Annotated in this window: 25 protein-coding genes and 2 pseudogenes; 13 read left to right on the top strand and 14 right to left on the bottom strand. The window is 72.6% G+C overall.

Annotated features, from left to right (window positions below; translation table 11 throughout):
- The first annotated feature begins 1 nt into the window (after nt 1).
- The 4 genes from ACH4FX_RS22405 (at nt 2) to pssA (ending at nt 3,400) form a co-directional block, all read left to right on the top strand.
- The gene (locus ACH4FX_RS22405) at nt 2–523 is read left to right on the top strand and encodes a MaoC family dehydratase (RefSeq protein ID WP_398481652.1); all 522 of its coding nucleotides are present in this window, start codon (nt 2–4) and stop codon (nt 521–523) included.
- A gap of 1 nt (nt 524) precedes the next feature.
- Complete coding sequence (locus ACH4FX_RS22410; RefSeq protein ID WP_398481519.1) at nt 525–1,733, top strand: acyl-CoA dehydrogenase family protein; 1,209 nt, start codon at nt 525–527, stop codon at nt 1,731–1,733.
- Nucleotides 1,734–1,902: 169 nt separating this feature from the next.
- The gene (locus tag ACH4FX_RS22415) at nt 1,903–2,550 is read left to right on the top strand and encodes a phosphatidylserine decarboxylase (RefSeq protein WP_398481521.1); all 648 of its coding nucleotides are present in this window, start codon (nt 1,903–1,905) and stop codon (nt 2,548–2,550) included.
- Nucleotides 2,537–3,400 (top strand): CDP-diacylglycerol--serine O-phosphatidyltransferase, encoded by an 864-nt coding sequence (gene pssA, locus ACH4FX_RS22420; RefSeq protein ID WP_398481522.1) that lies wholly within the window; start codon nt 2,537–2,539, stop codon nt 3,398–3,400. The genes ACH4FX_RS22415 and pssA overlap by 14 nt, the downstream gene beginning before the upstream one ends.
- Nucleotides 3,401–3,547: 147 nt before the next feature.
- Here pssA and ACH4FX_RS22425 read toward each other — a convergent pair whose 3' ends face one another.
- Nucleotides 3,548–4,672 (bottom strand): glycerate kinase, encoded by a 1,125-nt coding sequence (locus ACH4FX_RS22425; RefSeq protein WP_398481653.1) that lies wholly within the window; start codon nt 4,670–4,672, stop codon nt 3,548–3,550.
- 188 nt (nt 4,673–4,860) lie between these two features.
- Between ACH4FX_RS22425 and ACH4FX_RS22430 the strand changes: the two genes are divergently transcribed.
- The 3 genes from ACH4FX_RS22430 (at nt 4,861) to ACH4FX_RS22440 (ending at nt 8,098) form a co-directional block, all read left to right on the top strand.
- Nucleotides 4,861–6,573, top strand: a complete 1,713-nt coding sequence (locus ACH4FX_RS22430; RefSeq protein ID WP_398481524.1) for a BCCT family transporter — start codon at nt 4,861–4,863, stop codon at nt 6,571–6,573.
- Nucleotides 6,574–6,636: 63 nt separating this feature from the next.
- Nucleotides 6,637–7,131: an NUDIX domain-containing protein gene (locus ACH4FX_RS22435; protein WP_398481526.1), complete on the top strand. Its 495-nt coding sequence runs from the start codon at nt 6,637–6,639 to the stop codon at nt 7,129–7,131.
- A gap of 34 nt (nt 7,132–7,165) precedes the next feature.
- Nucleotides 7,166–8,098 carry an LLM class flavin-dependent oxidoreductase gene (locus ACH4FX_RS22440; RefSeq protein WP_398481528.1) on the top strand — a complete coding sequence of 311 codons (933 nt, stop codon included), beginning with the start codon at nt 7,166–7,168 and terminating at the stop codon, nt 8,096–8,098.
- A gap of 10 nt (nt 8,099–8,108) precedes the next feature.
- On the opposite strand, the pseudogene ACH4FX_RS22445 reads toward ACH4FX_RS22440, so the two are convergent.
- From ACH4FX_RS22445 to ACH4FX_RS22455, 3 genes and pseudogenes are all read right to left on the bottom strand, one after another.
- Nucleotides 8,109–8,555: pseudogene (locus ACH4FX_RS22445) on the bottom strand (transposase); the annotation flags it as partial.
- 253 nt (nt 8,556–8,808) lie between these two features.
- Nucleotides 8,809–9,183 carry a hypothetical protein gene (locus tag ACH4FX_RS22450; protein ID WP_398481529.1) on the bottom strand — a complete coding sequence of 125 codons (375 nt, stop codon included), beginning with the start codon at nt 9,181–9,183 and terminating at the stop codon, nt 8,809–8,811.
- 198 nt (nt 9,184–9,381) lie between these two features.
- A complete protein-coding gene (locus tag ACH4FX_RS22455) occupies nt 9,382–9,750 on the bottom strand; it encodes a hypothetical protein (RefSeq protein ID WP_398481531.1) in 369 nt (122 codons plus the stop codon).
- 189 nt (nt 9,751–9,939) lie between these two features.
- Here ACH4FX_RS22455 and ACH4FX_RS22460 point away from each other — a divergent pair, with 189 nt between their 5' ends.
- Nucleotides 9,940–10,947, top strand: coding sequence for a helix-turn-helix domain-containing protein (locus ACH4FX_RS22460; protein WP_398481533.1), 1,008 nt, complete (start codon nt 9,940–9,942; stop codon nt 10,945–10,947).
- Between the two features lie 150 nt (nt 10,948–11,097).
- Here ACH4FX_RS22460 and ACH4FX_RS22465 read toward each other — a convergent pair.
- Nucleotides 11,098–11,175 (bottom strand): annotated as a pseudogene (locus tag ACH4FX_RS22465) (IS5/IS1182 family transposase); the annotation flags it as partial.
- Nucleotides 11,176–11,459: 284 nt separating this feature from the next.
- Here ACH4FX_RS22465 and ACH4FX_RS22470 point away from each other — a divergent pair.
- Complete coding sequence (locus ACH4FX_RS22470; RefSeq protein ID WP_398481535.1) at nt 11,460–12,341, top strand: nucleotidyltransferase domain-containing protein; 882 nt, start codon at nt 11,460–11,462, stop codon at nt 12,339–12,341.
- Nucleotides 12,342–12,354: 13 nt separating this feature from the next.
- On the opposite strand, the gene ACH4FX_RS22475 is transcribed toward ACH4FX_RS22470, so the two are convergent.
- On the bottom strand, nt 12,355–12,921 hold the full coding sequence (locus ACH4FX_RS22475) for a methylated-DNA--[protein]-cysteine S-methyltransferase (protein ID WP_398481537.1): 567 nt from the start codon (nt 12,919–12,921) through the stop codon (nt 12,355–12,357).
- An 8-nt stretch (nt 12,922–12,929) separates the two neighbouring features.
- Nucleotides 12,930–14,402 carry an AlkA N-terminal domain-containing protein gene (locus ACH4FX_RS22480; RefSeq protein ID WP_398481539.1) on the bottom strand — a complete coding sequence of 491 codons (1,473 nt, stop codon included), beginning with the start codon at nt 14,400–14,402 and terminating at the stop codon, nt 12,930–12,932.
- 310 nt (nt 14,403–14,712) lie between these two features.
- On the opposite strand from ACH4FX_RS22480, the gene ACH4FX_RS22485 reads away from it, so the two are divergent.
- Nucleotides 14,713–15,474, top strand: coding sequence for a GNAT family N-acetyltransferase (locus ACH4FX_RS22485; protein WP_398481541.1), 762 nt, complete (start codon nt 14,713–14,715; stop codon nt 15,472–15,474).
- A gap of 62 nt (nt 15,475–15,536) precedes the next feature.
- On the opposite strand, the gene ACH4FX_RS22490 is transcribed toward ACH4FX_RS22485, so the two are convergent.
- From ACH4FX_RS22490 to ACH4FX_RS22500, 3 genes are all read right to left on the bottom strand, one after another.
- Nucleotides 15,537–16,058 carry an O-acetyl-ADP-ribose deacetylase gene (locus ACH4FX_RS22490; RefSeq protein ID WP_398481543.1) on the bottom strand — a complete coding sequence of 174 codons (522 nt, stop codon included), beginning with the start codon at nt 16,056–16,058 and terminating at the stop codon, nt 15,537–15,539.
- Between the two features lie 7 nt (nt 16,059–16,065).
- Nucleotides 16,066–16,602 (bottom strand): GNAT family N-acetyltransferase, encoded by a 537-nt coding sequence (locus ACH4FX_RS22495; protein WP_398481545.1) that lies wholly within the window; start codon nt 16,600–16,602, stop codon nt 16,066–16,068.
- 85 nt (nt 16,603–16,687) lie between these two features.
- Complete coding sequence (locus tag ACH4FX_RS22500; protein ID WP_398481547.1) at nt 16,688–17,311, bottom strand: TetR/AcrR family transcriptional regulator; 624 nt, start codon at nt 17,309–17,311, stop codon at nt 16,688–16,690.
- Nucleotides 17,312–17,492: 181 nt separating this feature from the next.
- On the opposite strand from ACH4FX_RS22500, the gene ACH4FX_RS22505 reads away from it, so the two are divergent.
- Together ACH4FX_RS22505 and ACH4FX_RS22510 are read left to right on the top strand one after the other, a co-directional pair.
- Nucleotides 17,493–18,122 carry an MSMEG_1061 family FMN-dependent PPOX-type flavoprotein gene (locus tag ACH4FX_RS22505; protein ID WP_398481549.1) on the top strand — a complete coding sequence of 210 codons (630 nt, stop codon included), beginning with the start codon at nt 17,493–17,495 and terminating at the stop codon, nt 18,120–18,122.
- A gap of 23 nt (nt 18,123–18,145) precedes the next feature.
- On the top strand, nt 18,146–19,054 hold the full coding sequence (locus ACH4FX_RS22510; protein ID WP_398481551.1) for a PDR/VanB family oxidoreductase: 909 nt from the start codon (nt 18,146–18,148) through the stop codon (nt 19,052–19,054).
- 60 nt (nt 19,055–19,114) lie between these two features.
- On the opposite strand, the gene ACH4FX_RS22515 is transcribed toward ACH4FX_RS22510, so the two are convergent.
- The 4 genes from ACH4FX_RS22515 to ACH4FX_RS22530 form a co-directional block, all read right to left on the bottom strand.
- Entirely contained in the window at nt 19,115–19,900 is a 786-nt protein-coding gene (locus tag ACH4FX_RS22515) for an ArsR/SmtB family transcription factor (protein ID WP_398481552.1), read from the bottom strand.
- A gap of 127 nt (nt 19,901–20,027) precedes the next feature.
- Entirely contained in the window at nt 20,028–21,437 is a 1,410-nt protein-coding gene (locus tag ACH4FX_RS22520; RefSeq protein ID WP_398481655.1) for a phytoene desaturase family protein, read from the bottom strand.
- Between the two features lie 49 nt (nt 21,438–21,486).
- On the bottom strand, nt 21,487–22,392 hold the full coding sequence (locus ACH4FX_RS22525) for an inositol monophosphatase family protein (protein ID WP_398481554.1): 906 nt from the start codon (nt 22,390–22,392) through the stop codon (nt 21,487–21,489).
- A 102-nt stretch (nt 22,393–22,494) separates the two neighbouring features.
- Nucleotides 22,495–24,339, bottom strand: coding sequence for a gamma-glutamyltransferase family protein (locus tag ACH4FX_RS22530; RefSeq protein ID WP_398481556.1), 1,845 nt, complete (start codon nt 24,337–24,339; stop codon nt 22,495–22,497).
- Nucleotides 24,340–24,504: 165 nt separating this feature from the next.
- On the opposite strand from ACH4FX_RS22530, the gene ACH4FX_RS22535 reads away from it, so the two are divergent.
- Complete coding sequence (locus ACH4FX_RS22535) at nt 24,505–25,272, top strand: SIR2 family NAD-dependent protein deacylase (RefSeq protein WP_398481558.1); 768 nt, start codon at nt 24,505–24,507, stop codon at nt 25,270–25,272.
- Nucleotides 25,273–25,458 lie beyond the last annotated feature (186 nt).

Consider the following 25,458-nt stretch of genomic DNA (forward strand, 5'->3'; position numbering starts at 1 on the left):
GATGCAGTTCGGCCGTACCTATGAGGAATTCACCGTCGGGGACGTCTACAAGCACTGGCCGGGAAAGACGGTCACGGAATACGACGACCACCTCTTCTGTCTGCTCACGATGAATCACCATCCGCTGCACCTGGACAGCAACTATGCGGAGCGGACCACCGACTTCGGCAAGAATGTCGTCGTCGGCAACTACGTCTATTCGCTGTTGCTGGGGATGTCGGTGCCGGATGTGTCGGGCAAGGCCATCGCGAACCTGGAAATCGAGTCGCTGAAGCATGTGGCGCCCACTTTCCACGGGGACACGCTGTACGGCGAGACGACGGTGCTCGACAAGACGCCGTCGAAGTCCAGGAGCGACCGCGGGATCGTGTCCGTGGAGACCAAGGGCTACAAGCAGGACGGCACCCTGGTGTGCGTCTTCCGGCGCAAGGTGATGGTGCCCACCGCCACGTACGTCGAGGAGCGCGGCGGGGAGCAGCCGGGCCGTCCGGAACTGCGGGAACCGGCCCGGAAGGAGAAGTGAGATGAGCGGACGCCTGGCGCAGACCGAGGGTCTGACGGACATCCAGCGGGAAATCCTCTCGACGGTCCGTGACTTCGTCGACAAAGAGATCCTGCCGGTCGCCACCGAGCTGGAGCACCGGGACGAGTACCCGACGCAGATAGTCGAGGGGCTGAAGGAACTCGGCGTCTTCGGGCTGATGATTCCCGAGGAGTACGGGGGCCTCGGCGAGTCGCTGCTGACCTACGCCCTGACGGTGGAGGAGATCGCCCGCGGCTGGATGAGCGTGTCGGGCATCATCAACACCCACTTCATCGTGGCGTACATGCTCAAGCAGCACGGCACGCGGGAGCAGAAGGAGTACTTCCTGCCGAAGATGGCGGCCGGTGAGATCCGCGGCGCCTTCTCGATGTCGGAGCCGGCGCTCGGCTCGGACGTCTCGGCCATCACGTCCAAGGGGGTCGCGGACGGCGGCGATTATGTACTGACCGGTCAGAAGATGTGGCTGACCAACGGCGGTTCGTCAACTCTGGTCGCGGTGCTGTGCCGTACGGACGAGGGCCATCCGGAGGGCACCCCGCCGCACAAGTCGATGACCACCTTCCTCGTGGAGAAGGAGGCGGGCTTCGGCGAGGTCCGGCCGGGTCTGACCATTCCCGGCAAGATCGAGAAAATGGGCTACAAGGGGGTGGACACCACCGAGCTGATCATGGACGGGCTGCGCGTCCCCGCCGACCGGGTCCTCGGCGGCGAGACCGGGCGTGGCTTCTATCACATGATGGACGGCGTCGAGGTCGGCCGGGTGAACGTGGCCGCGCGGGGCTGCGGCGTCGCGCAGCGCGCCTTCGAGCTGGGCGTTTCCTACGCGCAGCAGCGGCACACCTTCGGGAAGCCGATCGCCCAGCACCAGGCGATTCAGTTCAAACTTGCCGAAATGGCGACAAAGGTGGAAGCCGCCCATGCGATGATGGTCAACGCCGCACGCAAAAAGGACTCCGGGCAGCGAAACGACCTGGAGGCGGGCATGGCCAAGTACCTGGCCTCCGAGTACTGCAAGGAGGTGGTGGAGGACGCCTTCCGCATCCACGGTGGCTACGGGTTCTCCAAGGAGTACGAGATCGAGCGCCTCTACCGGGAGGCACCGATGCTCCTCATCGGTGAAGGTACCGCCGAGATCCAGAAAATGATCATCGGTCGGCGACTACTGGAGGAGTACCGAATCCAGGGGTGAACGCCCGATTTGAGGGGATTTCTTCAGGACGAAGATCACACCCCGTCATCGTGGTTCGGCCACGGATTGGCGCTGGCTCTTGGCCAGTTGCCGCTCGCAACCGATACCATCCCCGGAAAGCCGCCGTCCCCCATTGCATATGCGGCATCCTCCGCTACGAAGGTCATCCATGCCCCACAGCCAATCCTCTGCACAACGCGGTCGCGTCCGCCTCGCGCGCGGAGCGTCGCCGTGGCTCCTGCCGACCGTCGCGACGGCAGCGGTCAGCCTGGCCCGTTCCCGTCGCTCGGGACGCTGGGCTGCCGCCGCCGTGCCCGCCACCGCCCTGGCGGCGGGCATGCTGTGGTTTTTCCGCGACCCTGAGCGCGAGATCGCTCAGGGCCGGGTCATCTCCCCGGCCGACGGCGTGGTGCAGAGCATCATGCCGTGGAAGGACGGGCGCACCCGCGTCGCGATCTTCATGAGCCCGCTGAACGTCCACGTCAACCGCGCGCCGCTGGCCGGCACGGTGACGTCCGTGGAGCACATCCCCGGCGGGTACGTCCCGGCGTTCAACAAGGAGAGCGAGCACAACGAGCGGGTGGTCTGGCACTTCGACACCGAGCTCGGCGACATCGAGATGGTGCAGATCGCCGGTGCCGTGGCCCGCCGGATCGTGCCGTACGTACCCCAGGGCTCGAAGGTGGAACAGGGCGAGCGCATCGGCCTGATCCGCTTCGGGTCGCGCGTCGACGTCTACCTCCCGGCGGGTGTCGAGGCCGCGGTCGAGGTCGGCCAGGCCACCACCGCGGGGGTGACACGTCTTGACCGTGATTGATCCCGACACACAGCCCGGCTGGGTCGCGGACGTCGACGAGGAGGACGTGGCCGACGACATGCCGCTGTCGACGCGGCTGTCGATAGCGGACACCCTCACGCTCGGCAACGCCATCTGCGGCTTCATGGCCGTCTACTTCACCACCACCGGTGTCCTGATCCCGCACCTGACGGGCAACGAGGACGGCGGGATGGCGCGGCACAGCGCCGCCATGGCGGTGATCCTGATGCTGCTCGCCTCCATCTTCGACCTGTTCGACGGGCTCGTCGCGCGCAAGCTGCGCGCCTCGGCGATGGGGGCCGAGCTCGACAACCTCTCCGACCTGATCAGCTTCGGGCTGGCGCCGGCGTACTTCGTCGTCACCTGGGGCATGGTCGCCCCGGACTCACACCAGCGGGTCTCGGTGGTCGCGGCGGTGGTGGTGCTGCTGGCGGTGATCCTGCGCCTGGCCCGGTTCTCCTGTGTGACGCTGCGTGACGGGATCTTCCAAGGCATGCCGAGCCCGTTCGGCGCCCTGACGGTCGTCGCGATCGTGCTGCTGGAGCTGCCGTTCGTACCGACGCTGCTGGCGATCATCGGCGTGGCCTGGCTGATGGTGAGCCGGGTCGAGTACCCGAAGCCGCGGGGACGGCTGGCGGTGGCGATGCTCAGCTGGATCGTGCTCAGCATGGGCATGCTGGCGGCCTGGGCGCTGGACGCCCCCGGCGGCCAGACGCTCCTGCAGACCGGCTGCGCCCTCCAGATCGTGCTGGGCGCGATGATCCCGGTCTTCGCGACGGCCCGCCGGGTCAACACCTTCCGCGACAACCGCCGCGAGGCGCGCAGCGCGCAGGTCCAGCAGATCCAGTAGCGGCCACCGGCCTTCGGACAGGAAAGGCCCCCACCGAGCGCAGCAGCTCGGTGGGGGCCTTTCGCCGTATCCGGGGGCACGCAGGGCGCCCGGGGCGCACTCGGGTGCCCTGCGCGCGCCCTGGCGCCGCGGTTCAGCGCCGTGCCGTCACCGCAGGAAGTCCAGCGCCAGCGCCTCCGCGGCCCGCTCCAGGAGGGGGCCCGCCTCGGCCATGCAGCGGGCCGGGTCCGGCTCCAGGTCGGTCAGCGGATAGGCGCGGCGGATACCGGCCCGGCCCAGGGCCTCCGGCGGCAGGGCCAGCCGCCCGCAGACCGCCGCCACGTCCAGGCCCGCGGCCCGGGCCGCCGCCGCGACGCCGGCCGGTGCCTTGCCGTGCAGGGTCTGCGCGTCCAGCGACCCCTCGCCGGTGACGACGAAGGTGGCGCGGGCCAGGGCCGGGGCGAAGCCCAGCACCTCCAGCATCACGTCGATGCCCGGCCGGAAGGCGGCGTCCAGGCCGACGAGGGCGCCGTAGCCGATGCCGCCCGCCGCGCCCGCACCGGGCGCGTGGGCGTACTCCGCGGCGCGCGGCCCCACCGCGGTCTCCAGGACCTTGGCGTAGTGGGCGAGGGCCGCGTCCAGCGCCGCGACGTCCTGCTCGTCCGCGCCCTTCTGCGGCCCGTAGACGGCGGGTGCGCCCGTCGGTCCGGTGAGCGGGTTGTCCACGTCGCTGGCGAGCACCACCTCGGTGCCGGCGAGCCGGGGGTCCAGGCCCGACAGATCGGCGGTGGCCAGGTCGCGCAGCGGGCCGCCGCCCGGGGCGAGCGGGGCGCCCGCGGCGTCCAGGAAGCGGGCGCCGAGCGCGGCGAGCATGCCCGCGCCGCCGTCGGTCGTGGCGCTGCCGCCGACGCCGAAGACGATCGTGGTGGCGCCCGCGTCCAGCGCCGCGCGCAGCAGCTCACCGGTGCCGTACGTGGTGGCCGTCAGCGGCGCGAAGCGCCCCGCGGGCAGGTGCTGGAGCCCGGAGGCCTCCGCCATCTCCACCACGGCCGTGCCGTCCGCGCGCAGCGCGAAGGTGGCCGTCACCGGGTCGCCGACCGGGCCGGTGACCCGGACCTCGTGCCGCGCGAAGCCCGCCGCCAGGGCGGCCGCGACGGTGCCGTCGCCGCCGTCCGCGACCGGGACGGACTCCACCGCGAGGCCCGGCACGGCCCGGCACAGCCCGGCCGTGACGTGCTCGGCGACCTCGACGGCGGTGAGCGAACCCTTGAATTTGTCCGCGGCGACCAGCACCCGCGGTGCCCGGTCCCGGTCTGCCGCCGGTGTCCTTGCTGCGTCCGCCACTGTTTCCCCTTGCTTTCGAACTGGCAGTCGCGCCGCTGCGACCTTATCCGGCGCGCGGCCCGGCGAACAGGGAGCGGCGGAGCCGGACGGCGCGCCCACCCGGCAGAGCATCGCTTTTCCGGCCATAGTGGGACGCCATGAGCGTGCAGACGTCCGAGGAACCGACACCGAATTCCGAGCCGGGCCGTGCGGAGCACGATCCGCCGCCGGATCTCGCCCTGGTCGGTGTCGGGGTGGCCGCGGTGCTCGCGGTGGTGGCGTGGGCGGCACTGGGCAAAAGGAATTTCGAATCGGTCACCGATTCCGCGCTGAACTGGGTGCTGGGGAATTTCGGCTGGCTGTTCGTGGTGGCCGCCGATGTCTTTCTCGTCCTGTGCGTACTCATCGCTTTCAGCCGTTTCGGCCGGGTCCGGCTCGGCACGGACGACGCGGAGCCGGAATTCAGCAATCTCGCGTGGATCGCCATGATGTTCAGCGCCGGAATGGGCATCGGCCTGATGTTCTACGGCGTGGGCGAACCGCTGCAGCACTACGTCTCCCCGCCGCCCGCCAGCGGCGTCACACCGCACACCGGAGCCGCGGCCCGTACCGCGCTGGAGTACTCGTTCTTCCACTGGACCCTGACACCGTGGGCCATCTACGGCATCGCGGGCCTGGCCCTGGCGTACGCGGGCTTCCGCAAGGGCCGCAGCAACCGGCTCAGCTCCGCCTTCGTGCCGCTGATCGGCGAGCGGCGGGCCGGCGGGCGGCTGGGGCACCTGATCGACCTGCTGGCCGTCTTCGCGACCGTCTTCGGTACGGCCACCAGCCTCGGCCTGGGCGCCCTCCAGGTCAGCAAGGGGCTCAACATCACCACGGGCGCGACGGACAGCACGGCCGTCCAGCTGGTCATCATCGCCGCGCTCTCCGCCGCGTTCGTGGCCTCGGCCTTCTCGGGCCTGCACAAGGGCGTCAAGTGGCTGTCCACCCTGAACATCGTGCTGGCCGCGCTGCTGATGCTGTTCGTCTTCGTACTCGGCCCGACCGTGTACGTCCTGGACAGCATCCCGGCCAGCGTCGGCGGCTACCTCGCCGATCTGCTGCCGATGGCCTCGCGGACCGGCGCGTTCACCGACGCGGACTGGCTCGGCGTCTGGACCGTCTTCTACTGGGCGTGGTGGCTGTCCTGGGCCCCGTTCGTCGGCACGTTCATCGCCCGCATCTCGCACGGGCGCACCGTCCGGGAGTTCCTGATCGGCGTCCTGCTGGTGCCCAGCGGCGCGACGATGGTCTGGTTCTGTGTGATGGGCGGCAGCGCCATCCGGCTGGACGCCAGCGGCCTGGCCGATCTGGCGAAGCACGCCAAGGACGCGGAGGCGTCGCTGTTCGGCATGCTGGACGCGCTGCCGGCCGGGGCCGTGACCTCCTGGGTGGCGATGATCCTGGTGATGACGTACTTCATCACCAGCGCGGATTCCGCGTCCCTGGTGATGGGGTCGCTGACCAGCCGGGGCGCGCTGCACCCGCGGACGTGGCTGGTGGTCACCTGGGGCATCCTGATGGCCGCGGTCGCCGCGGTGCTGCTGGTGGCCGGCGGGCTCGGCGCGCTCCAGACGGCGACGATCCTGGTCGCGCTGCCGTTCGTGTTCGTGATGCTGGCACTGTGCTGGGCGCTGCTGAAGGAGCTGCGCGAGGACCCGGGCGCCGGGCCCGCCCGGCACCCCGCGATGCACGGGCTGCGGGACGCGGTGCGCACCATCGTCGGCGAGGAGATCACCGAACGCGGCCGGACCCGGCACCCGCGGCTGCGCCGGGCGGCGGACGCCAAGCGGTCGGGCGACGACACGGACCCGGGCACGCCGGGAGCGTAGGCCCCCCGGGGCCGGGCTCCGGCAGGCGCGCGGCCCGGTGACCGGCCCCACTACGCTCGCCGCATGACCATGGACTACGCCACATACATCGCCGGTCTCCCCCGGGTGCTCGCGGGGGCCGGTGTCATCCTCCGGGACGCCGACGACCGGGTGCTGTACGTCGAACCGAACTACCGCGACACCTGGAACCTGCCCGGCGGCACCGTCGAGTCCGACGCGGGCGAGTCGCCCCGCCAGGCCGCGCGGCGGGAGACCGCCGAGGAGATCGGCCTGGACATCGCGCCGGGACCGCTGCTGGCCGTCGACTGGGTGCGCGGGCCCGGACGGCCGCCGCTGGTGTCGTACCTGTACGACGGCGGTGTGCTGGACGCGGAGCAGCTGGCGGCCATCCGCCTCCAGGAGTCGGAGCTGCTGTCCTGGTCCCTGCTCACCTGGGAGGAGGCCGAACCGCGGCTGTCCTCGCCGATGGCGCTGCGCATGCGGGCCGCGCTGGACGCGCTGGCGCGCGGCGGCGGGCCGGTGGAGCTGGAGGACGGAGTGGCGCCGACCGCCCCTTGACTTCAAGTCGCCTTGAAGTTGCATCGTTCAGCGCATGACGTTCTTCCCGGATTCGGCGGTCCCGCCGGGCCGCCTGGCGGTGGGCGTGGTGCTGCCGTCGCTCGCCGTGCAGCGGGAGCAGAAGCTCACCCTCGCCGAGGCGGCCCGGCACGCGGAACGGGCCGGGCTCGACCTCGTCGCGTACCGGGACCAGCCGGCCGGTGCGCCGGCGCTGGACGCCGCGGTGGCCGTGGCGGCGGTGGCCGCGGCGACCGAGCACGTCACCGTGGTCAGCGGGGGCTACGCGCCGGCGCTCCGGCCCCCGGCCCGGGCCGCCGAGCAGATAGCGAGCTTGCAGTACGTCGCGGACGGGCGGCTGGTGCTCGGCGTGGGGACGGGTGGCGGGCGCGCGCGGTGGGCGGCGGCCGGTGTGCCGTACGAGGAGCGGGGGCGCCGGACCGACGCGGCGCTGCGGCTGCTGCCCCGGCTGCTCGCGGGCGACCGTTCGGCGCTGCCGTACGAACCGGCCGTGCCCTCGGGCGAGTTGCCGCCCGCCGTACCGATGCCGCCGGTCTGGATCAGCGGCAACGCGCACAGCGCGGTACGGCGTGCCGCACGCCTCGGCGACGGCTGGTTCCCCGCCCTGGCCCCGCCCGCCGACGTGGCCGCGGGCACCGTGCGCCTCGCCGAACTCGCCGCCGCGTTCGGCCGGCCGGCCCCGTCCGTCGCCGTCGGCACCGTCGGCGCGCTCGGCGCGGAACCGGACCTGCCCGGCCGCGCGGACCTCGCGGCGGGCCTGGCCGCGGCGCGCGGCTCCGCGCCCGAACGCTTCGCGGAGGTCCCGGTGACCGGCAGCGTCCGGGAAGCCGCCGAACACCTGCACAGCTACTGCGGCGCGGGCGTCTCCCGCGTCCTGATGAGCTTCCCGGGCGGCGACTGGCGCCACCAGGTGGACCTGCTGGCGGACGTACGGGAGCTGCTGCGCTGAGCTTGTCCATTTATCGAGTTCGACGCGGTTTCGTTCCGACCTTGTGGTGCGCTGGACGACTGGACGCCGCGCCGGTGGCAAGGACTCTGCCCACGTCGTGACGTGGGGCCCGGCGGGGGTTCTTCGATCCCGGTGGCCTTCCGGGTCCGGGGCGGGATGGTTTTGGTGCACTGGCTGGTGAGCCGGCCTTCGCGGGCAGGTTTCTGAACCCTCTGCGGACGCGGGCGGGTGTCAGTCTGTTCGGCTCGGTGGGCTTCTCCCAGGGCCTGCGGAGGTCGGTGGCCAGTGGACGGGCGAGCCGGAGCTGGGCATAGGCGGCGATCACCAGCCAGGTCCACCGGCCGGCGGCTCCGCAGCTGCGGAGCCGGGGCTTGGTCCAGCCGAGGGTCTGCTTGAACAGACGAAAGGTGTGCTCGATGTCGAAGCGGCGGAGGAAGGACTGCCGGCAGCGGTCGACGCGCCACGAAAAGGAAGGAGCTGGCGATCACTGTCGTTCGCCAAACGGTCACAGTGACGGTAGTGCGAACCGAGCCACTGGGACAAAAGAGGCGCTCGGGGCGGAAACCAAGTTGCCCGTGGGGGGCTCTGGCCCAGGCGGCCGGCTTGGTGGCCAAAGTATGGGAACTGCCGCCCCCGCCCTCGCGGCTCAGTCGCCTGTGCCCACCGGGCACGGCAGTTGGGCAACCGCCGTGCCCCTGTGTCGCCTGCGGTCAGAGGATCCTTATCTTCTCGATTTTGACCCCGCCGGGGTGGTTCGGCCATTGGAAGACGGTCCACTTGTTGATGCCGCCCTCGGGCTGCCACCTTCCGTTCCCGAACCACTGAACGCGGTTGTTGCCGGTCCAGATCCGGGTAGCCCAGTAATAGCTGCCGCGAAGGTCCCACTCCCCGGCGTTGGCAAGACAGAGGTCGCGGCTGGACTCGCCTGTGTAGTGGTAAGTGAGCTTCAGGTACTCGTCGGTGACGCCACATGTGACCCCATTGATCGCAGCCGCCTCAGTGGTGGTGATGGCGGTCAGCGAGGTGGTCAGCATCAAGGTCGTCAGCCCGGCCAGGACGGCCCGTTTGGGGGCGATCGGTCTCATCGAAATTCTCCTCTGTGGGAAGGTACAAGCCGCTTTGCTCAGCCCCGGCCCAGGGACTGACCGGAGGACAGTACGGATTTCCTGCCGGTCATTGGTGGCCCCTTGGCTCATCGGTTACGGAAGGCTGCGGCAGGTGGCCCTGCGGGCCAAAAGGGGACGCAATCGGGGAGGGTCACCTTCCCCGACACCACAGGCGGTTCAGAGAATCCTGATCGCCTTCAGGCGGACCCCGCCGGGGTGGTTCGGCCATTGGAAGACGGTCCACTTGTTGATGCCGCCCTCGGGCTGCCACCTTCCGTCCCCGAACCACTGAACGCGGTTGTTGCCGGTCCAGATCCGGGTGACCCACAAATCCCCAGCGGGGTAATCTATGAATCCGGCGTTGGCAAAACACCGGGTAAATGGGGTTCCGGCTCCCGAATGAAGATCGATTTGCAGGAAGTCGTTCTGGGTGCACGGCACTTGGTCCATCGCGAGGGCCTGGGGTGCGCTGGCGAGGGTGAATGAGGCCGCCGCCGCGAAGCTCGTCAATGCGGTCAGGACCGCCCGTTTGGTACTTCTTTTCATGACGCCCCCCTCTGGGGTTGCTGGTTGAGCGTTGAGTCCTGCGAATACCCGGCTTCGCGCCCCAGGAGACCCGCACCCATCGAAGCGGTGTGTCACCGGGGGTGTGCGCGCGGTTTCGCAAGCGCCGGTCGTACAACCTTCCACAGTCGCCCGGCATCTGAATGTTAGGAAGATCACGACGGCGCAGAGTTGGACCACAGCGACTTTCCGACAGGACATCTGCGCCACGAGCGCGTGTCACAACGGCCCATGCGAAAGGACTGGTCGGCGATGGACAGCACTGCCGCGAAGGCCGACGGCCCGATCTCCCTGGACACCACGGCCACACCCAGGGAGTGCGATGCCGCGCCACACGGGCGGGAACGGCAGACCGGCGGCTTCCGGGCCACAGCGCGTGCCGCCAGGGTGCGCGGCGCGGCGATCATCGATGTCGCCGACGAGTCGGCCATCCGGACCGTGGGCACTGCGGGCGGCATGGCGGATCAGATACGGCTGTACGTGGTCAGATGCGGCGCCTGGAGGGGCGGCGTACACGATCGCGACGAACGTACCGTGGCATCCGGGCAGTTCCTCCTCCGGTACATCGGCCGGCCATCGCACTTTCGAACGGCTCCGCACACATCGGGGAACACCGTCGCACTGCCCGCCGTGTTATGCGCACCCTTACTCGGAGACCAGGGCACCGCCGGGCCGGCGGACCCGGCGAGGGTGCGCCTGCTGGTGGCCCGGGCGAACAGTGTCCACGAGACCGTGACCGGCCTTGGTCCGGCCGCAGTACAGGCCGCCCACAGCATCCTCATCGAGTTGGCCAAAGCGACAATGATGCGCCGGTTGGACGACGTGGAAACCCAGTTGGCCCTGCTCGCCCAGACCGCCAGGAATCTCACGGACAGCCGTCTGCCCGACCCCGAGTTATCACCTGCGACGCTGGCGCGCGGACTCAATGTCTCCATACGCACTCTCCAGCGGGCGTTCGCGGTGTCAGGAGAGTCCGTAGCCTCCTACATCCGCCGCCGGCGACTCGAAGAGGCCCGGCTCGCCCTCACCACGCCGACCTGCCGGCGAAGCATCTCGGAACTGGCCGCCCACTGGCAGTTCGCGGACAGCAGCCACTTCATCCGGGCCTTCAAGAAGCAGTACGGCCAGACCCCCAGGGAGTACGCGCGCTCGCACAAGGCCGGCGACCGGTACCCCTGAAGCCACCCGGCCACGTCACCGTTGCTTCGCCGGGCGAACTAGGCGCGGCGAGGCACGCCTTACCCGATCCGGTTTTCAGGGTCGTGCAGCCTCATGTGCTGCCCCGCCTTGTCGACCATCAACCCGAAGCTGCGAGGCCCCGGCCGTCCCTGAACCGTCCACCAGGCGTGTATCGGCATCGATGATGACCTGCACGTTCGCGGAGTACCGGCAGTTGCGGATCGAGGCACCGGCCTGCGGACCCGCACCGGACCAGGGCGAAGCGTGACGCTTCCGCGAACCCACCCCGATGGATGCCCTGATGCTCCGAGCTCACGACCACGGCCTTCGCGTTGATCCACTCTGTGACGGAGCACAGGATCGGACGAAGGCCACCCACACGTCCGCCGAACTGCGAAAACGCTGACCAAGCGCGAGCCGCGTTCGACGCCGGTCGTTGAATGACAAGCTGAGAGTCCGGTGCCGCGCCGCCCGGCCGTACGAGAGCGGAAGGGGGCGCCTAGGCTGCCCGCATGAAGGAGAACACGGAGGCCGGGAGCACCGACCGTACCGAGGGAGCGTGGGAGGACGACTACTGGGTGGCGGGCGGGGCGGCTGCCCTGGCCGACGTGCCCGGGGTCGTCGGTGTCACGCTGGGCGGCAGCCGGGCCCGGGGCACCCACCGCCCGGACTCCGACTGGGACCTCGGCGTCTACTACCGTGGCGAGCCCGGCCTCGCCGCCCTCGCGGAACTGGCCGCCGAGATCACCGGGGCGCCGGTGGAGATCCACGGGCCGGGCGCCTGGGGCGACTGGGTCAACGGCGGGGCGTGGCTGGTGATGCCGGACGGCCGGCACGTGGACTGGCTGCTGCGGGACCTCGACCGGGTGGAGCGGGTGTGGCGGGACTGCCGGGCGGGCCGGTTCGAGATCGGCGCCCAGGTGGGCCACCCGCTGGGGTTCTGGTCCCCGGCGTACGCGGGCGAGCTGGCGCTGGCGCGCGTCCTGGCCGACCCCACCGGTGAACTCGGCCGGCTCCGGGCGGAGACGCAGGAATACCCGGAGCCGCTGCGTGCCGCGCTGACCGGCACGGCGGTCTGGGACGCCGGGTTCTCCGTGGCCATGGCGGGCACGTCGCACGCCACCGCGGACACCCTGCACGCGGCCCTGTGCCTGGCCCGGGCGGTGGGCGACCTGACCCAGGCCCTGCACGCCCACCACCGGTCCTGGCTGATCAACGAGAAGCGCGCGCTCGCCGCCGCGGCGGCCCTGCCCGACGCGCCGCCCGGCTTCGCGGAGCGGGCGGGCGCGCTTCTGGGGCAACTCGGTTGCACAGGGCCGGAGTTGGTGCGTTCATTGAAAGCGGCGGAGCAGCTGGTGGCGGACGTACGGGCGGTGGTGGAGGGCGCGGGCTGACCGCTTCCCGCACTCACCCGAACAGCGGCTGCTGCCCGCCCGCGTCCACGCGCCCGCGCGGGGCTCCGCCCCGCTCGAAGTCCAGCAGCCGGCGCTTGCGGTCGAGCCCGCCGCCGTAGCCCGTGAGGCTGCCGCCGGCCCCGATGACCCGGTGGCAGGGGATGATGATGCCGATCGGGTTCTTCCCGTTGGCGAGGCCGACCGCGCGGGCGGCGGAGGGCTTGCCGAGGCGTCCGGCGAGCTGCCCGTACGAGAGCGTGGCACCGTACGGGATCTCGCGCAGCGCGGCCCAGACGCGGCGCTGGAAGGGCGTGCCCCGTGGGGCGAGGGGCAGGTCGAAGTCGGTGAGCGTGCCGTCGAAGTAGGCGCGCAGCTGCTGGACGGCCGCGGCGAACGGCGGCGCCGTCACGTCCTCCGGCGGCCCGAAGGACTCCTGGGGCGGGCGGTGGCGCTGATCGGTCATGTAGAGGCCGGTGAGCGCGTTCCCCTCGGCCACGAGAGTCAGCGGGCCGTACGGGGTGTCGGGCAGCAGGGCGTGGCAGCGGGCGCCGCCGTCGGGTGCGGGAGCGGGAGTGGACATCGGTCGCCTCAGTCGGTGGGGAGGTGGTTGATGGGGTGGTCGTCGGTGGCCCAGAGGTACTGGACGGCGTACGCGCGCCACGGGCGCCAGCGCGCCGAGTGCCGGATGAGCGCCGCCGGGGTGGCCGGCAGTCCGAGGCCCGCGGCGGCCCGGCGCAGGCCCAGGTCGGTCGGGGTGAACGCGTCGGGGTCGCCGAGGGCCCGCATGGCAATGCACTCGACGGTCCAGGGCCCGGCCCCGGGCAGCGCCGCCAGCTGGGCGCGGGCCCGGTCGCGGTCGCTGCCGACGCCGAGCTGAACGGTGCCGTCGGCGAGCGCGGTGATCAGTCCGGTCAGGGTGGCCCGCCGGGTGCGCGGCATGGCGAGCGCCTCCGGGTCCAGTCCGGCCAGCTCGGCGGCGGCCGGGAAGAGGCGGGTCAGGCCGCCCGCCGGGTCGTCGATCCTCCGGCCGTGCGCGGTGACCAGCCGGGCCGCGTGTGTACGGGCCGCGGCGGTGGAGACCTGCTGGCCCAGCACGGCCCGTACCGCGAACTCGTCCGCGTCCACCGTGCGCGGCACCCGCCGTCCCGGCGCCTTGCGGACCAGCGGCGCGAGCACCGGGTCCGCGCCCAGCAGCCCGTCCACCGCCTCCGGGTCGGCATCCAGGTCGAGCATCCGGCGGCAGCGGGCGATGGCGCCCGCGAGGTCGCGCAGGTCGGTCAGGGAGAGCCGGCAGGCGATGTGGCCGGGGCGCGGGGCGAGGGCGACGATGCCGTGCCCGTACGGGAGGGCGAGCGTGCGCCGGTACGCGCCGTCCCGCCACTCCTCCACACCCGTTACCGCGGTCGCGGCCAGGTGCCCGAAGAGGTTGTCCGGGCACAGCGGCTGCCGGAAGGGCAGCCGCAGGGCGAGCGCGCCGGGCAGGGCCGCGCCGGCGCCGGGGCGGGCGCGCCGCCGCAGTTCGGTGGGGGCGAGCGCGAACACCTCCCGCACCGTGTCGTTGAAGGTGCGGATGCTGGCGAACCCGGCGGCGAACGCCACGTCGGCCATGGGCAGTTCGGTGGTCTCGATGAGCAGCCGCGCGGTCTGGGCGCGCTGCGCGCGGGCCAGCGCGAGCGGTCCGGCGCCGAGTTCGGCCAGCAGCTGCCGTTCGATCTGCCGGGTGCTGTAGCCGAGCCGGGCGGCCAGGCCGGGTACGCCCTCGCGGTCCACGACACCGTCGGCGATCAGCCGCATGGCGCGCGCCACGAGGTCGGCGCGCTCGTCCCACTGCGGCGATCCGGGGCTGGCGTCCGGGCGGCAGCGCTTGCAGGCGCGGTAGCCGGCCTGCTGCGCGGCGGCGGCGCTCGGGTAGAAGGTCATGTTCTCGGGCTTGGGCGGCACCACCGGGCAGCTGGGACGGCAATAGATGCGCGTGGTGCGCACCGCCGTGTAGAACCACCCGTCGAACCGGGCGTCCTTGGACCGGACGGCGCGCAGACAGCGCTCGAAGTCGGTGTGCATGCCTCCAGGATCCGGCAGCCGCCGACGCCGGGCTGGCGGTTTTCCGACATCAGCGTCCGGTGACCAGCGGTGCCGCGGGAAACCGTGCCCGGTAAGGCCGTTCCGTGCCCCACACGGACGGGTGGCATACGGCACTCTCCGAGGATTTGCGCCCGGCCGGGGGCGGTGTGCGAGAGTTGGCCACCCGGTCGGCCGGGCGCGCACGTGTGCGCAGCCGCTGCCGGGACCCCCTTACTTCAGACGAACGGTTCCGGCCGGGCCTCCAGCGTGTCCGGAGTCGTTCCCCTCCCTACGTCCTTCTCAGAGAGTGATGCAGGCAACGACTCTTCTTCCCCGGACCGAGGACCTGTTCACCCAGGGCCTGGAGCTCCAGGAGGGTGCCGCCCTCCTGCGTTTCGGCGCCGCCCGGCAGCGGCCCGCCGACCGGACCAGTTGGTGCAATTCCGGTGCCGTCGCCTGGCTCGACGCCGCCCGCGGGCACGTATGGAGCGTCGGCGAGGCGGAGGCCGCCGCCGGTCTCGTCCTCCGTGCCGCGCAGGGCTTTCCCGACCAGGTACGGGAGTTCACCGGGCCGCGCGGCACCGAGACGCTGGCCGGCCGCCATCTGGCGCTCACCGACGTGGTCGAGTGGGTCTTCCGCTGGACGCTGGAGGAACCGGCGGTCCACCCGGCGGAGGACCGGGTGGTCACGCTCGACGAGCGTCACCACGACGAGCTGCTGGCCTTCCTCAACGCGCACAGCCCGGCCCACTCCACCGGCCCCGGCTCGGCGGACGTCAGCCTGTGGGCCGGCATCCGCGGCGCGGACGGGCGCCTGGTCGCCTGCGGCGCGATGAGCAGCCTGCGGGACAGCGGCGCCCCGCTGATGGCGTCCGTCGCGACCGACACCGCCCAGCGCGGCCAGGGCCTGGGCGCGGCGCTGACCTCGTGGCTGACCCGGCACACCGTACGGAGGCACGGCTTCTGCACGCTGTGGCAGCTGGCCGACAACGCGCCCGCCGAACGGCTCTACGACCGGCTCGGCTACCGCAACGAGGACCCCTGCGTGTCCGCGCGGATCGTCCCGGCCTGAGCGGCGGGCCGTACGGGCGCCGGCCGGCGGACCCGCCCGAGCGGTTCCCGGCCGGCGCCCGGTCAGCCCACCCGCGCCGCGAACGCCGCGTACGCCCGCTCGTCGAAGAGCACGAAGCGCACCTCTTCGACGGCCGTCTCCGCCGCCCGTACGGTCTCCACCGCGATGCGGGCCGCGTCGTCCAGCGGCCAGCGGTAGACGCCGGCGGAGATGGCGGGGAAGGCGACCGTACGGGCGCCCAGGTCGTCGGCGACCCGCAGCGACTCGCGGTAGCAGGAGGCGAGCAGGTCCGAGCGGTCCTCGGACTCCGCCCAGACCGGGCCGACGGTGTGGATCACCCAGCGGGCCGGCAGCCGGCCCGCCGTGGTGGCCACGGCCTGCCCGGTGGCCAGGCCCTTGCCGTACTGGGAGGCGCGCAGCGCGCGGCACTCCGCCAGGATCTCGGGACCGCCGCGGCGGTGGATCGCGCCGTCCACTCCCCCGCCGCCGAGCAGCGAGGAGTTGGCGGCGTTCACCACGGCGTCCACCGTCTGTTCGGTGATGTCGCCGGCGACGAGGGTGAGGGCGGGGATGTGCGCGGTCATACGGCCATCATGCCCCGTCGTCCGGCTCCCGGGCGCAGGTGGCCGCCATCGCCCGGGGCCATGTGATCTCGAAGTACTTCACCCGCTCGTCCTCGCCCACCGGCAGCATCCCGGCGGCGGCCATGACCCGCTGGGACGCGGTGTTGTCATGGTCGGCGTCGCCCCGCACGCAGGTGACGCCGCGTTCCCGGGCGAGGCGCAGCAGCCCGCGCAGGGCCTCGGTCGCGTATCCGTGGCCGCGTGCCCCCGGGACCAGGCCGTAGCCGATGGTCACACTGCCGTCCGCGGCGGGCGGCCGGTTGAAGCCCAGGCTGCCGATGACCAGGCCGTCCGCCCGGCGGCGTATCTCGTAGTCCCCGAACGGCTGCGGGTCGCCGGTGGCCGCGCAGTGCCCCAGGAAGTCCTCGGCGGATTCCACGTCCCCGTCGGTGGGGTAGCCGGGTGCCCAGCGGTCACCGTCCGCCGGGGTGCGCGCCACCAGCCGCTCGGCCTCGGCGACGGTGAGCGGGTGGAGCACCAGCCGCGCGGTCTGAAGATCGTCCATGACAGGGGGGTACCACGCGCGGCGAGCGGGCCGCACCGGAATTTCCGGCCGTGACGCCCGCCGGCGCGGGCGGGAGCCCGTACCGTCACCGGGCCGTCGTGAGGTAGCCGGTGAGCATGGCGACGACTTCGTTTTCGAGCCGGGTGACGTCCACCGGGTCCGGTGCCGCCAGGAGCTGGTGGATGACGAGTTCGGTCGTGGCCACCGCGAGCCGGGCGGCGACGCCGGTGTCCGCGACCCGGACCTGCGGGTGGCGCTCGAACAGCTGCTGCACGGAGGCGACCCGCGCCCGGTGGTGCCGGGTGACCTTGTCGATCAGTTCCGGGGTCCGGGGCCCCTGCTCGGCCATGACCCGCAGCAGCTGGGGATCGTCCCGGTGGTTGTCGATCGAGGTGCGCACGAAGAGCCGGATGGTCTCTTCGAGGGAGTCGGGCAGCTGCCCGGCCAGACGTTCCCCGACGGCGGCGACCCCGGCGTCGAGGTGCTGGATCAGCAGCTCCACCAGGATGGCGTCCTTGTTCGGGTAGTACTGGTACAGCGATCCGATCGACACCCGCGCCCGTTCGGCGATGCGGTTGGTGGTCCCCGCGGCGTAGCCGTACTCGGCGAAAACGTGAGCAGCCGCGGTGAGGATGCGCTGCCGGGTGGCTTCCGCGCGGGCCTGGCGCGGCTGTTTACGTGGGGCCAGTCCCCGGCTGTCCGCCGCCATGGCACCTCCTGGAGAGCCCCTCGAATGCGAGTGGCGAAGACCTGAGCAATTACTCACAATAGTGCCATGAGCTGCGGCGGAGCGGCAGCTGCCGCCGCGGTCGGCGGAGCGTGGCAGGTGCGGGGCGAGCGCCGTCGCCGCCCCGGCCGCCCGCCGTGCCGCCCTTCCGGAAGGAGCCTCCATGACGCACGTCCGCACCCGCCCCCGCCGGCTGTCCCCGGACGAGGTCCGCGCCCGGCTCGGTGAGCCCGAGTCCATGCTGGAGAACAAGAAGATCGACCACATCGACGTGTTCGCCCGCCGCTTCATCGCGCACTCGCCCTTCCTGTCGCTGGCCACGGCGGACGCCGCCGGACATGCCGACTGCTCGCCGCGCGGCGACTATCCGGGCTTCGTGAAGGTCCTCGACGAGCACACGCTCGCGATACCCGACCGGCCGGGCAACCGGATCGCCGACTCGTTCCGCAACATCGCGGAGAACGGCGAGGTGGGGCTGCTCTTCCTGGTCCCCGGCATGTCGGAGACCCTGCGGGTCAACGGCAGCGCCTACCCCACCGACGAGCCCGACGTGCTCGCCCGGATGCGCACCGAGGCCAAGTCGCCGGTCCTGGCGATCGTCGTCGAGGTGGCCGAGGCGTACTTCCACTGCGGCCGCGCGCTGCTGCGGTCCCGGTTGTGGGACCCGGCGAGCCAGGCCCTCGCCGACGAGCTGCCGGCGGTCGGTGAGATCGCCGCCGCGCAGTTCGGGGGCGACATCGACCCGTCGGTGTTCGAAGCCGTCCTCGCAGAGTCCTACCGCAAGCTCTACTGACCGTGCCGGAAAGGGAATCACCGATGCAGCGGACCCTCCTCGACCGCCTCGACCCGGTCGCCGACGACGTCGTCTCCCTCGTGCTGCGCGGCGCCGACGGCCCGCTGGCGCCCTGGGAGCCGGGCGCCCATGTCGACGTGGCCCTGCCGAACTGGCTGACCCGGCAGTATTCCCTGTGCGGGGACCCCGCGGACCGCGAGACCTATCGCGTGGCCGTACGGTACGACCCGCTCAGCCGGGGCGGTTCGGAGTACATCCACCGCTTCCTGCGCGTGGGCCGCCCGCTCGACGTGTCACTGCCGCGCAACCACTTCCCCCTCGTCCCCGCGCCGCGCTACCTCTTCCTCGCCGGCGGGATCGGCATCACCCCGGTCCTGCCGATGCTGCGTGCGGCGACCGCGGCGGGGATACCGGCCTCGCTCGTGTACGTGGGTCCCTCGCCCGACACCATGCCCTTCGCCGGTGAACTGCGCGCCGCCTACGGAGACGCCGTACGCATCGTCGCCACGCGGGAGCACGGCAGACCGGACTTCGCCGAGCTGGCGGCGGAGCTGGACCCCGCGACCCTGGTCTACTGCTGCGGCCCGGCCTCCATGCTCGCGGCGGCGGAGGCCGCCTTCCCGGCCGGGCGGCTGCACGCCGAGCGGTTCCAGCCGCTGCCCAGGGTGTTCGCGCCCAACACGGCGTTCGACGCCGTGTGCGCGCGCTCGGGGCGGACGCTTCCGGTGCCGGACGACGAGTCGCTGCTCGACGTCCTGAACCACGCCGGGTTCCGCGTGCCGTCCGGCTGCCGCGAGGGCGTCTGCGGCAGTTGCGAACTCACCGTCCTGGACGGGGAGCCCGAGCACCGGGACGACATCGGCGCCCCCGAAGGCCGGATGTACGCCTGTGTGTCGCGGGCGCTGGGGCCGCGGTTGGTGCTGGACCTCTGAGGACGCCACGGCATGGCGGGCGGCGGGCGACGCGTCGGCAGCGGCCCGCCGGAAAGGCGGTCAGCCCTTTTCGAGGATCGTCTTGAGCTCCGACAGCATCATGATCCAGCCGCCGCTGACGCCCTCCAGCATCTTGGAGTCGGCCGACGTGAAGCCGTCGTGGGTGATGGTCAGCTTGACGCCCAGCTCCGGCTCCTCGGCCGGCTCGATGTCGAAGGCGACCTTCGAACGCTCCTTGACCGCCTCGGCGAACTCCGCGTCGCTCATGCCGAACATCTCCTGGTGCATCGGCTGCAGCGTGTGCCAGGTGTAGGCGAGCCGCTTGCCGGGCTCCGACTCGGTGACGACCTGGCCGAGGTCCTGCGGCTCGCCGCCGTCCTCGACCGGCCACAGCACCTTCGAGCCGACGCGCCAGTCCGAGGAGGGCGCCCAGCCGCCGTGGTACTGCTTCAGGAACTCCGGGCTGGTCAGCCCCTCCCAGAGCTTCTCGGGCGTGGTGTGGATGTAGATCGTGTAGACGAACTCGGGCCTGCTCATCGCCGTTCCTTCCAGGGCGTGCTTCAGGTTGCCGAGCGCGGCCATCCGGCCCCGCTCGTACCGGCCGATCCAGCGGTCGGCGAGATCGTGGATGGGCACGGGGTTGAGGTAGTGCAGCCTCTCCCGGCCGTGCCGGACCGTCGTGACCAGGCCCGCGCCCTCCAGCACCGCCAGGTGCTTGGACACCGCCTGCCTGGTCATCTCCAGCCCGGCGCACAGCTCCCGCAGACTCTGCCCGGCCCGCTCGTTCAGCCGGTCCAGCAGCTGCCTGCGGCTCGGGTCCGCGAGCGCCTTGAACACCTCGTCCATGCCGTCCTACCCCCTCACTTCCAGATTGGCAACCGCATGGTTGCATGTCAAACCGAGGAGGTACGGCAACAGCGGATCGTGCGGTGTTCCGGCCGACGCCCTCCTCAGCGGACGGCCCGCGGCCCGCTCAGCGGACGTCCCGCAGCCGCCGCCAGACCGCCCGGGCGGCGTGGTGCCCGGACATGCCGTGCACGCCGGGACCCGGCGGGGTGGACTGGGAGCACAGGAAGACCGCCGGGTGGGCGGTCGTGTACGGGACGCGGGCCAGCTTGGGGCGGATGACCAGGCCGAGGCCCGCGGCGGAGCCGGCGCCGATGTCCCCGCCGACGTAGTTGGCGTTGCGGGCGGCCAGTTGGGGCGGACCGGCGACGGCGCGGGCCAGCACCAGATCGCGGAACCCGGGCGCGAAGCGCTCCAGCTGGCGCTCCACGGCTTCGGTGGCGTCGCCTTCCCAGCCGTGCGGCACGTGTCCGTACGCCCAGAAGGTGTGCTTGCCCTCGGGCGCGCGGGTCGGGTCGATCAGGCTCGGCTGCGAGGTGATCAGGAACGGTACGGACGGGGCGCGGCCGTCCGCGGCGGCGCGCAGCGCGGTGCCGATCTCGCCGCTGGTGGGGCCGAGGTGGACGGTGCCCGCCCGGCGGGCCGCGGCCGAGGTCCAGGGCGCCGGGCCGGCCAGCGCGTAATCGATCTTGAAGACACCGGGGCCGTACCGCACGCCGCGGTAGGCGTGGCCGAGCCCGGCGATCCGGGCCAGGGCGGTCGGCGAGGTGTCGAAGACGTAGGCGCGGGCGGGCGGCAGGTCGTCCAGCCGTTTGACCTCGTAGTCCGTGTGGACCACACCGCCGTGCAGGCGCAGCAGCGCGGCCAGGGCGTCCGGGATGGCCTGCGAGCCGCCGCGCGGGATCGGCCAGCCGCCGGAGTGCGCGGCGAGGGCGAACATGATGGCGGCGCCGGCCGTGCCGGGGCTGCTGAGCGGGGCGATGACATGGGCGGCGAGCCCGGCGAACAGGCCGCGCGCCTTCTGGTCCCGGAAGCGCCGGTTCAGCAGGGCGGCCGGCTGGGCCGCGGCCAGGCCGAACCGGGCGTACGTCACCGGGTCGCGCGGCAGGCCGAGCCACTGGGTGCGCAGGAAGTCCGCGGCCAGGGTCTCCCACTTGCCGAGGAAGGGGGTGAGCAGTCTGCGGTACGTCCCTGCGTCGTGCGCGCCGAGGGACATCGCCGTCTCGCCGACGGACCGGGCGAGCACCGCGGCGGTGCCGTCGGGGAAGGGGTGGGCCAGCGGGAGGTCCGGGTGCAGCCACTGGAGGCCGTGCCGCTCCAGGCCCATGGCGGTGAAGGCGGGCGAGCCCGCGGCGAGCGGGTGCACCGCCGAGCAGGGGTCGTGCCGGAAGCCGGGGAGGGTCAGTTCCTCGGTGCGGGCGCCGCCCCCGATGGTGTCCCGGGCCTCGAAGACCTCGACGGCCATGCCGCGGCGGGCCAGTTCGACGGCTGCGGTCAGCCCGTTGGGGCCCGCCCCGATCACCACGGCATCGAGCATCGTCGGCACCTGCGCCACTCCCCTCGTGTGCGACCCTCGCCCTTGAGGATCAGTCGGCGGCCGCCAGCAGTCCGAGGATACGCCGGGCCGTGGCCGCGTCCCGGGCCGCGGTGAACGGCAGCGCGTTGCCCCCGGTAATACGGAACGGCTCGCCGGCGACCGTGCCGCTCGCGCCGCCCGCCTCGTGGACGAGCAGCAGCCCCGCCGCGTGATCCCACGCGTTCTCCCAGCTGAAGGCCACCGCGTCCAGTTCACCGCGGGCGATGTGCAGATACTCCAGGCCCGCCGAGCCGCAGGGGCGCGGCGCGACGCCGTCGGTCTCCAGCAGGGCCAGGACCCGCTTCTGCTCGTCGTCGGTGAAGTCGTAGTGCGATATCGCCACGTCCAGCACCGCGCCGGGCGCCGGGGAACCGGGGCGCAGCGGCTCCCCGTCCAGCTCGGCGCCGGCACCGCGGCGGGCGACCGCCATCAGGTCCAGGGCCGGGGCGTACGTCCAGGAGGCCAGCAGCTCGCCGCGCAGGGCCAGGGTGACCAGGGTGGCGAAGCCCGGGTCGCCGTGCACGAACTGGCGGGTGCCGTCGACCGGGTCGACGATCCACACCGGCGCGTCGCCGCGCAACGCGTCGAGCACGGCCGGATCGGCGTGCACCGCCTCCTCGCCGACCACCAGCGAGCCCGGCAGCAGGCTCGTCAGGGCGGCGGTCAGGTGCTCCTCGGCCAGCCGGTCGGCGACCGTGACGAGGTCGTGCGGGCCGTTCTTCTCCAGCACCTCGTGGGCGGCGAGCTGCCGGAACCGCGGCATGATCTCGGCCGCCGCGGCCTTGCGGACGGCGTCCTCGACGGCGGCCGGGTCCAGCGCGCACAGCACCTCGTCCGCCGTGTGCGCCGCGGAGCCGCCCGCCGCGCCGGTCCCTTCCGCCGTGTCTCCCGTGTCCGTGTGCATCGCTTCGATCATGTCTCCATCGAACCACGCCCCACTGACACGGGGCCTGGACAGGACGTGAACTCCGGGTGCCGGGCCGGGCGGGCCCGGCACCCGGTCAGCAGCCCGCCGCGCCTACCGCCCCACCGCGTACCCCTGCATGCCGCGCGGGTTCGCCGCGGCGGACAGCACGCCGGTCTCCGGGTCCCGCGCCACCGCCGAGAGCCGCCCTTCCGACCACGCGTCGCCGACCGTCACCGCGTGCCCGCGCCGCCGCAGCTCCCCGATCACGTCCGCGCCGGCCCGGGACTCCACGGTGACGCTGCCCGGCCGCATGGCGCGCGGGAAGAACGAGCCCGGAAAGGAGTCGTTGTGCCAGTTCGGCGCGTCGATGGCGCCCTGGAGGTCGAGGCCGCCGCGCACCGGTGCGCGCAGGGCGGCGGCGAGGAGGAAGTGCAGCTGCCACTGGTCCTGCTGATCGCCGCCGGGGGTGCCGAAGGCCAGCACGGGGACGCCGTCGCGCAGTGCCAGGGAGGGCGTGAGGGTGGTGCGCGGCCGGCGGCCGGGCGTCAGCGAGTTGGGCAGTCCCTCCTCCAGCCAGGCCATCTGGAGGCGCGTACCGAGCGGGAAGCCGAGCGCGGGGACCACCGGGTTGGACTGGAGCCAGCCGCCGGAGGGGGTCGCGGAGACCATGTTGCCCCAGCGGTCCACGATGTCGATGTGGCAGGTGTCGCCGCGTGTGGCGCCGCTCCGGTCGACTTCGGGAGCGATGGCGGGTGCGGCACCGGGCGTGCCGGCGGTGGCCACGGTGGGCTCCCCCGCACCGGCGGCGCCCGTCGCCCCGGCCGCGTCCGCGCCCGCCGCGACCGCCAGAGCGTGCTTGCTCAGCCGCGGCGTACGGCCGTCGGGACTGCCGGGCCGCAGCTCGTACGAGGCGTGCTCCCCGATCAGCGCCCGCCGCGCCGCGTTGTACTCCTCGCTCAGCAGCGTGCCGACCGGCACCTCGGCGGCGTCGCCGTACCACGCCTCGCGGTCGGCCATGGCCAGCTTGCACCCCTCGATCAGCAGGTGCAGATACTCGGGGCTGCCGTACGCGGGCAGTTCCGCGGGCAGCAGGGCCAGTTGCTGGAGCAGGACCGGGCCCTGCGACCAGCCGCCCGCCTTCGCCACGGTCCACCCGTTCCAGTCGTAGGTGACCGGTTCCTCGTACGTCGCGGAGAAGGCCGCGAGGTCGTCGCCGGTGAGGGTGCCGGCATGCCGTTCGCCGGTGGTGTCCATGGCGGGGCGGGCGGCGAACGCGGCCAGCGCCTCGCCGATGAAGCCCTCGCGCCAGATCCGCCGGGCGGCGTCGATCTGCGCCTCCCGGCCGGTCCCGGCGGCCTCGGACTCGCTGATCAGGCGACGCCAGGTGGCGGCCAGCGGCCGGTTCCTGAGCAGTCCGCCGGGCGCCACCGGACGGCCGTCCGGCAGATATATCTCGGCGGAGGAGATCCACTCCGTCTCGAACAGTTCCCGGACCGTCGCGACCGTCTCGCCGACCCGCTCGACGGCCGGGTGCCCGTGTTCCGCGTAGCCGACGGCGTATCTCAGCACGTCGCCCAGCGTCTTGGTGCCGTGGTCGCGGAGCAGCAGCATCCAGGCGTCGAAGGCGCCGGGGACGGCGGCGGCGAGCGGGCCGGTGCCGGGCACCAGACCGAGCCCGAGGGAGGTGTAGTGGGCCACGCTCGCCCCGGCGGAGGCGGGCCCCTGCCCGCACAGCACCCGTACCGGCCCGTCCGCGGGCGCCAGGATGACGGGCACCTCACCGGCCGGCCCGTTCAGGTGCGGCTCCACGACGTGCAGCACGAACCCGGCGGCCACCGCCGCGTCGAAGGCGTTGCCGCCGTCCTCCAGCACGGCCATCGCGGACTGGGACGCCAGCCAGTGCGTGGTCGCGGCCATGCCGAAGGTTCCCTGGAGGGTGGGACGGGTGGTGAACACAAGACTCCTCGAATCGCACGAACGGCCGACGGACTCCTCCCCGCCCCTCCCCCGCGCGGCCCTGGGCCATACCCCCGGCCGGGCCACGTCCTGATCACAACTGCCGGGCATCCGGCCCGGAAAACCCGGTCGCCGCCCCGGCCGCCCTCCGCCTACGCTCGCACCATGACCGGTACGGCCCCCACCAGCCCCACGCCCCACGACTCCGCCCGGCGCCCGTTGGTGGCGATCCTCAGCGGGGCCGGCATCTCCACCGACTCCGGCATCCCGGACTACCGCGGCCCCAACGGGCTGTGGCGACGGGACCCGGAGGCCGAGAAGCTCGTGACGTACGAGTACTACATGAACGATCCGGAGATCCGGCGCCGTTCCTGGCGGATGCGGCAGGACAGCCCGGCCCTGCGCGCCCGGCCGAACGCGGCCCATGAGGCGATCGCCCGGCTGGAGCGGTCCGGCGTACCGGTCCGCGTCATCACGCAGAACGTGGACGGGCTGCACCAACTCGCGGGCGTGCCCGACCGCAAGGTCCTGGAACTGCACGGCACGGCCCGCACCGCGGCCTGCACCCGCTGCCACGCCCGGTCGCCGATGTCCGAGGCGCTCGCGCGGGTGGCCGCGGGCGATCCCGACCCGGCCTGCACGGTCTGCGGCGGCATCCTGAAGTCGGCGACGGTGATGTTCGGCGAACGCCTCGACCCGGAGGTGCTCGGTACGGCGATGGACGTCGCCAAGGCGGCCGAGGTCTTCATCGCGGTGGGGACCAGCCTCCAGGTGCAGCCCGCCGCCTCGCTCGCGGGACTGGCCGCCGAGCACGGCGCCCGGCTGATCATCATGAACGCCGAGCCCACCCCGTACGACGAGCTGGCCGCCGAAACGATCCGTACCCCCATCGGCACCGCCCTCCCGGACCTGCTCGCCACCTTCATGCCCTGAGGACCCGCGCAAACGCCGAATTCCTCGCGGCGGCCGGGACGGGCGTCGCCTTCCGGCGTTTTACGCCCCAGCGGGGTACGGCATCGGTCACACGGCTTCGCTCGGCCCGCCGCATGGAGCGGGCAGCCGCACGCGGAACTCCCGTTGTGGCGCCCTCCCACCTGCCCCGGAAGGAGTTGCGCGGCG

Source organism: Streptomyces sp. NPDC018019 (assembly GCF_044327805.1).
Classification (GTDB): Bacteria; Actinomycetota; Actinomycetes; order Streptomycetales; family Streptomycetaceae; genus Streptomyces.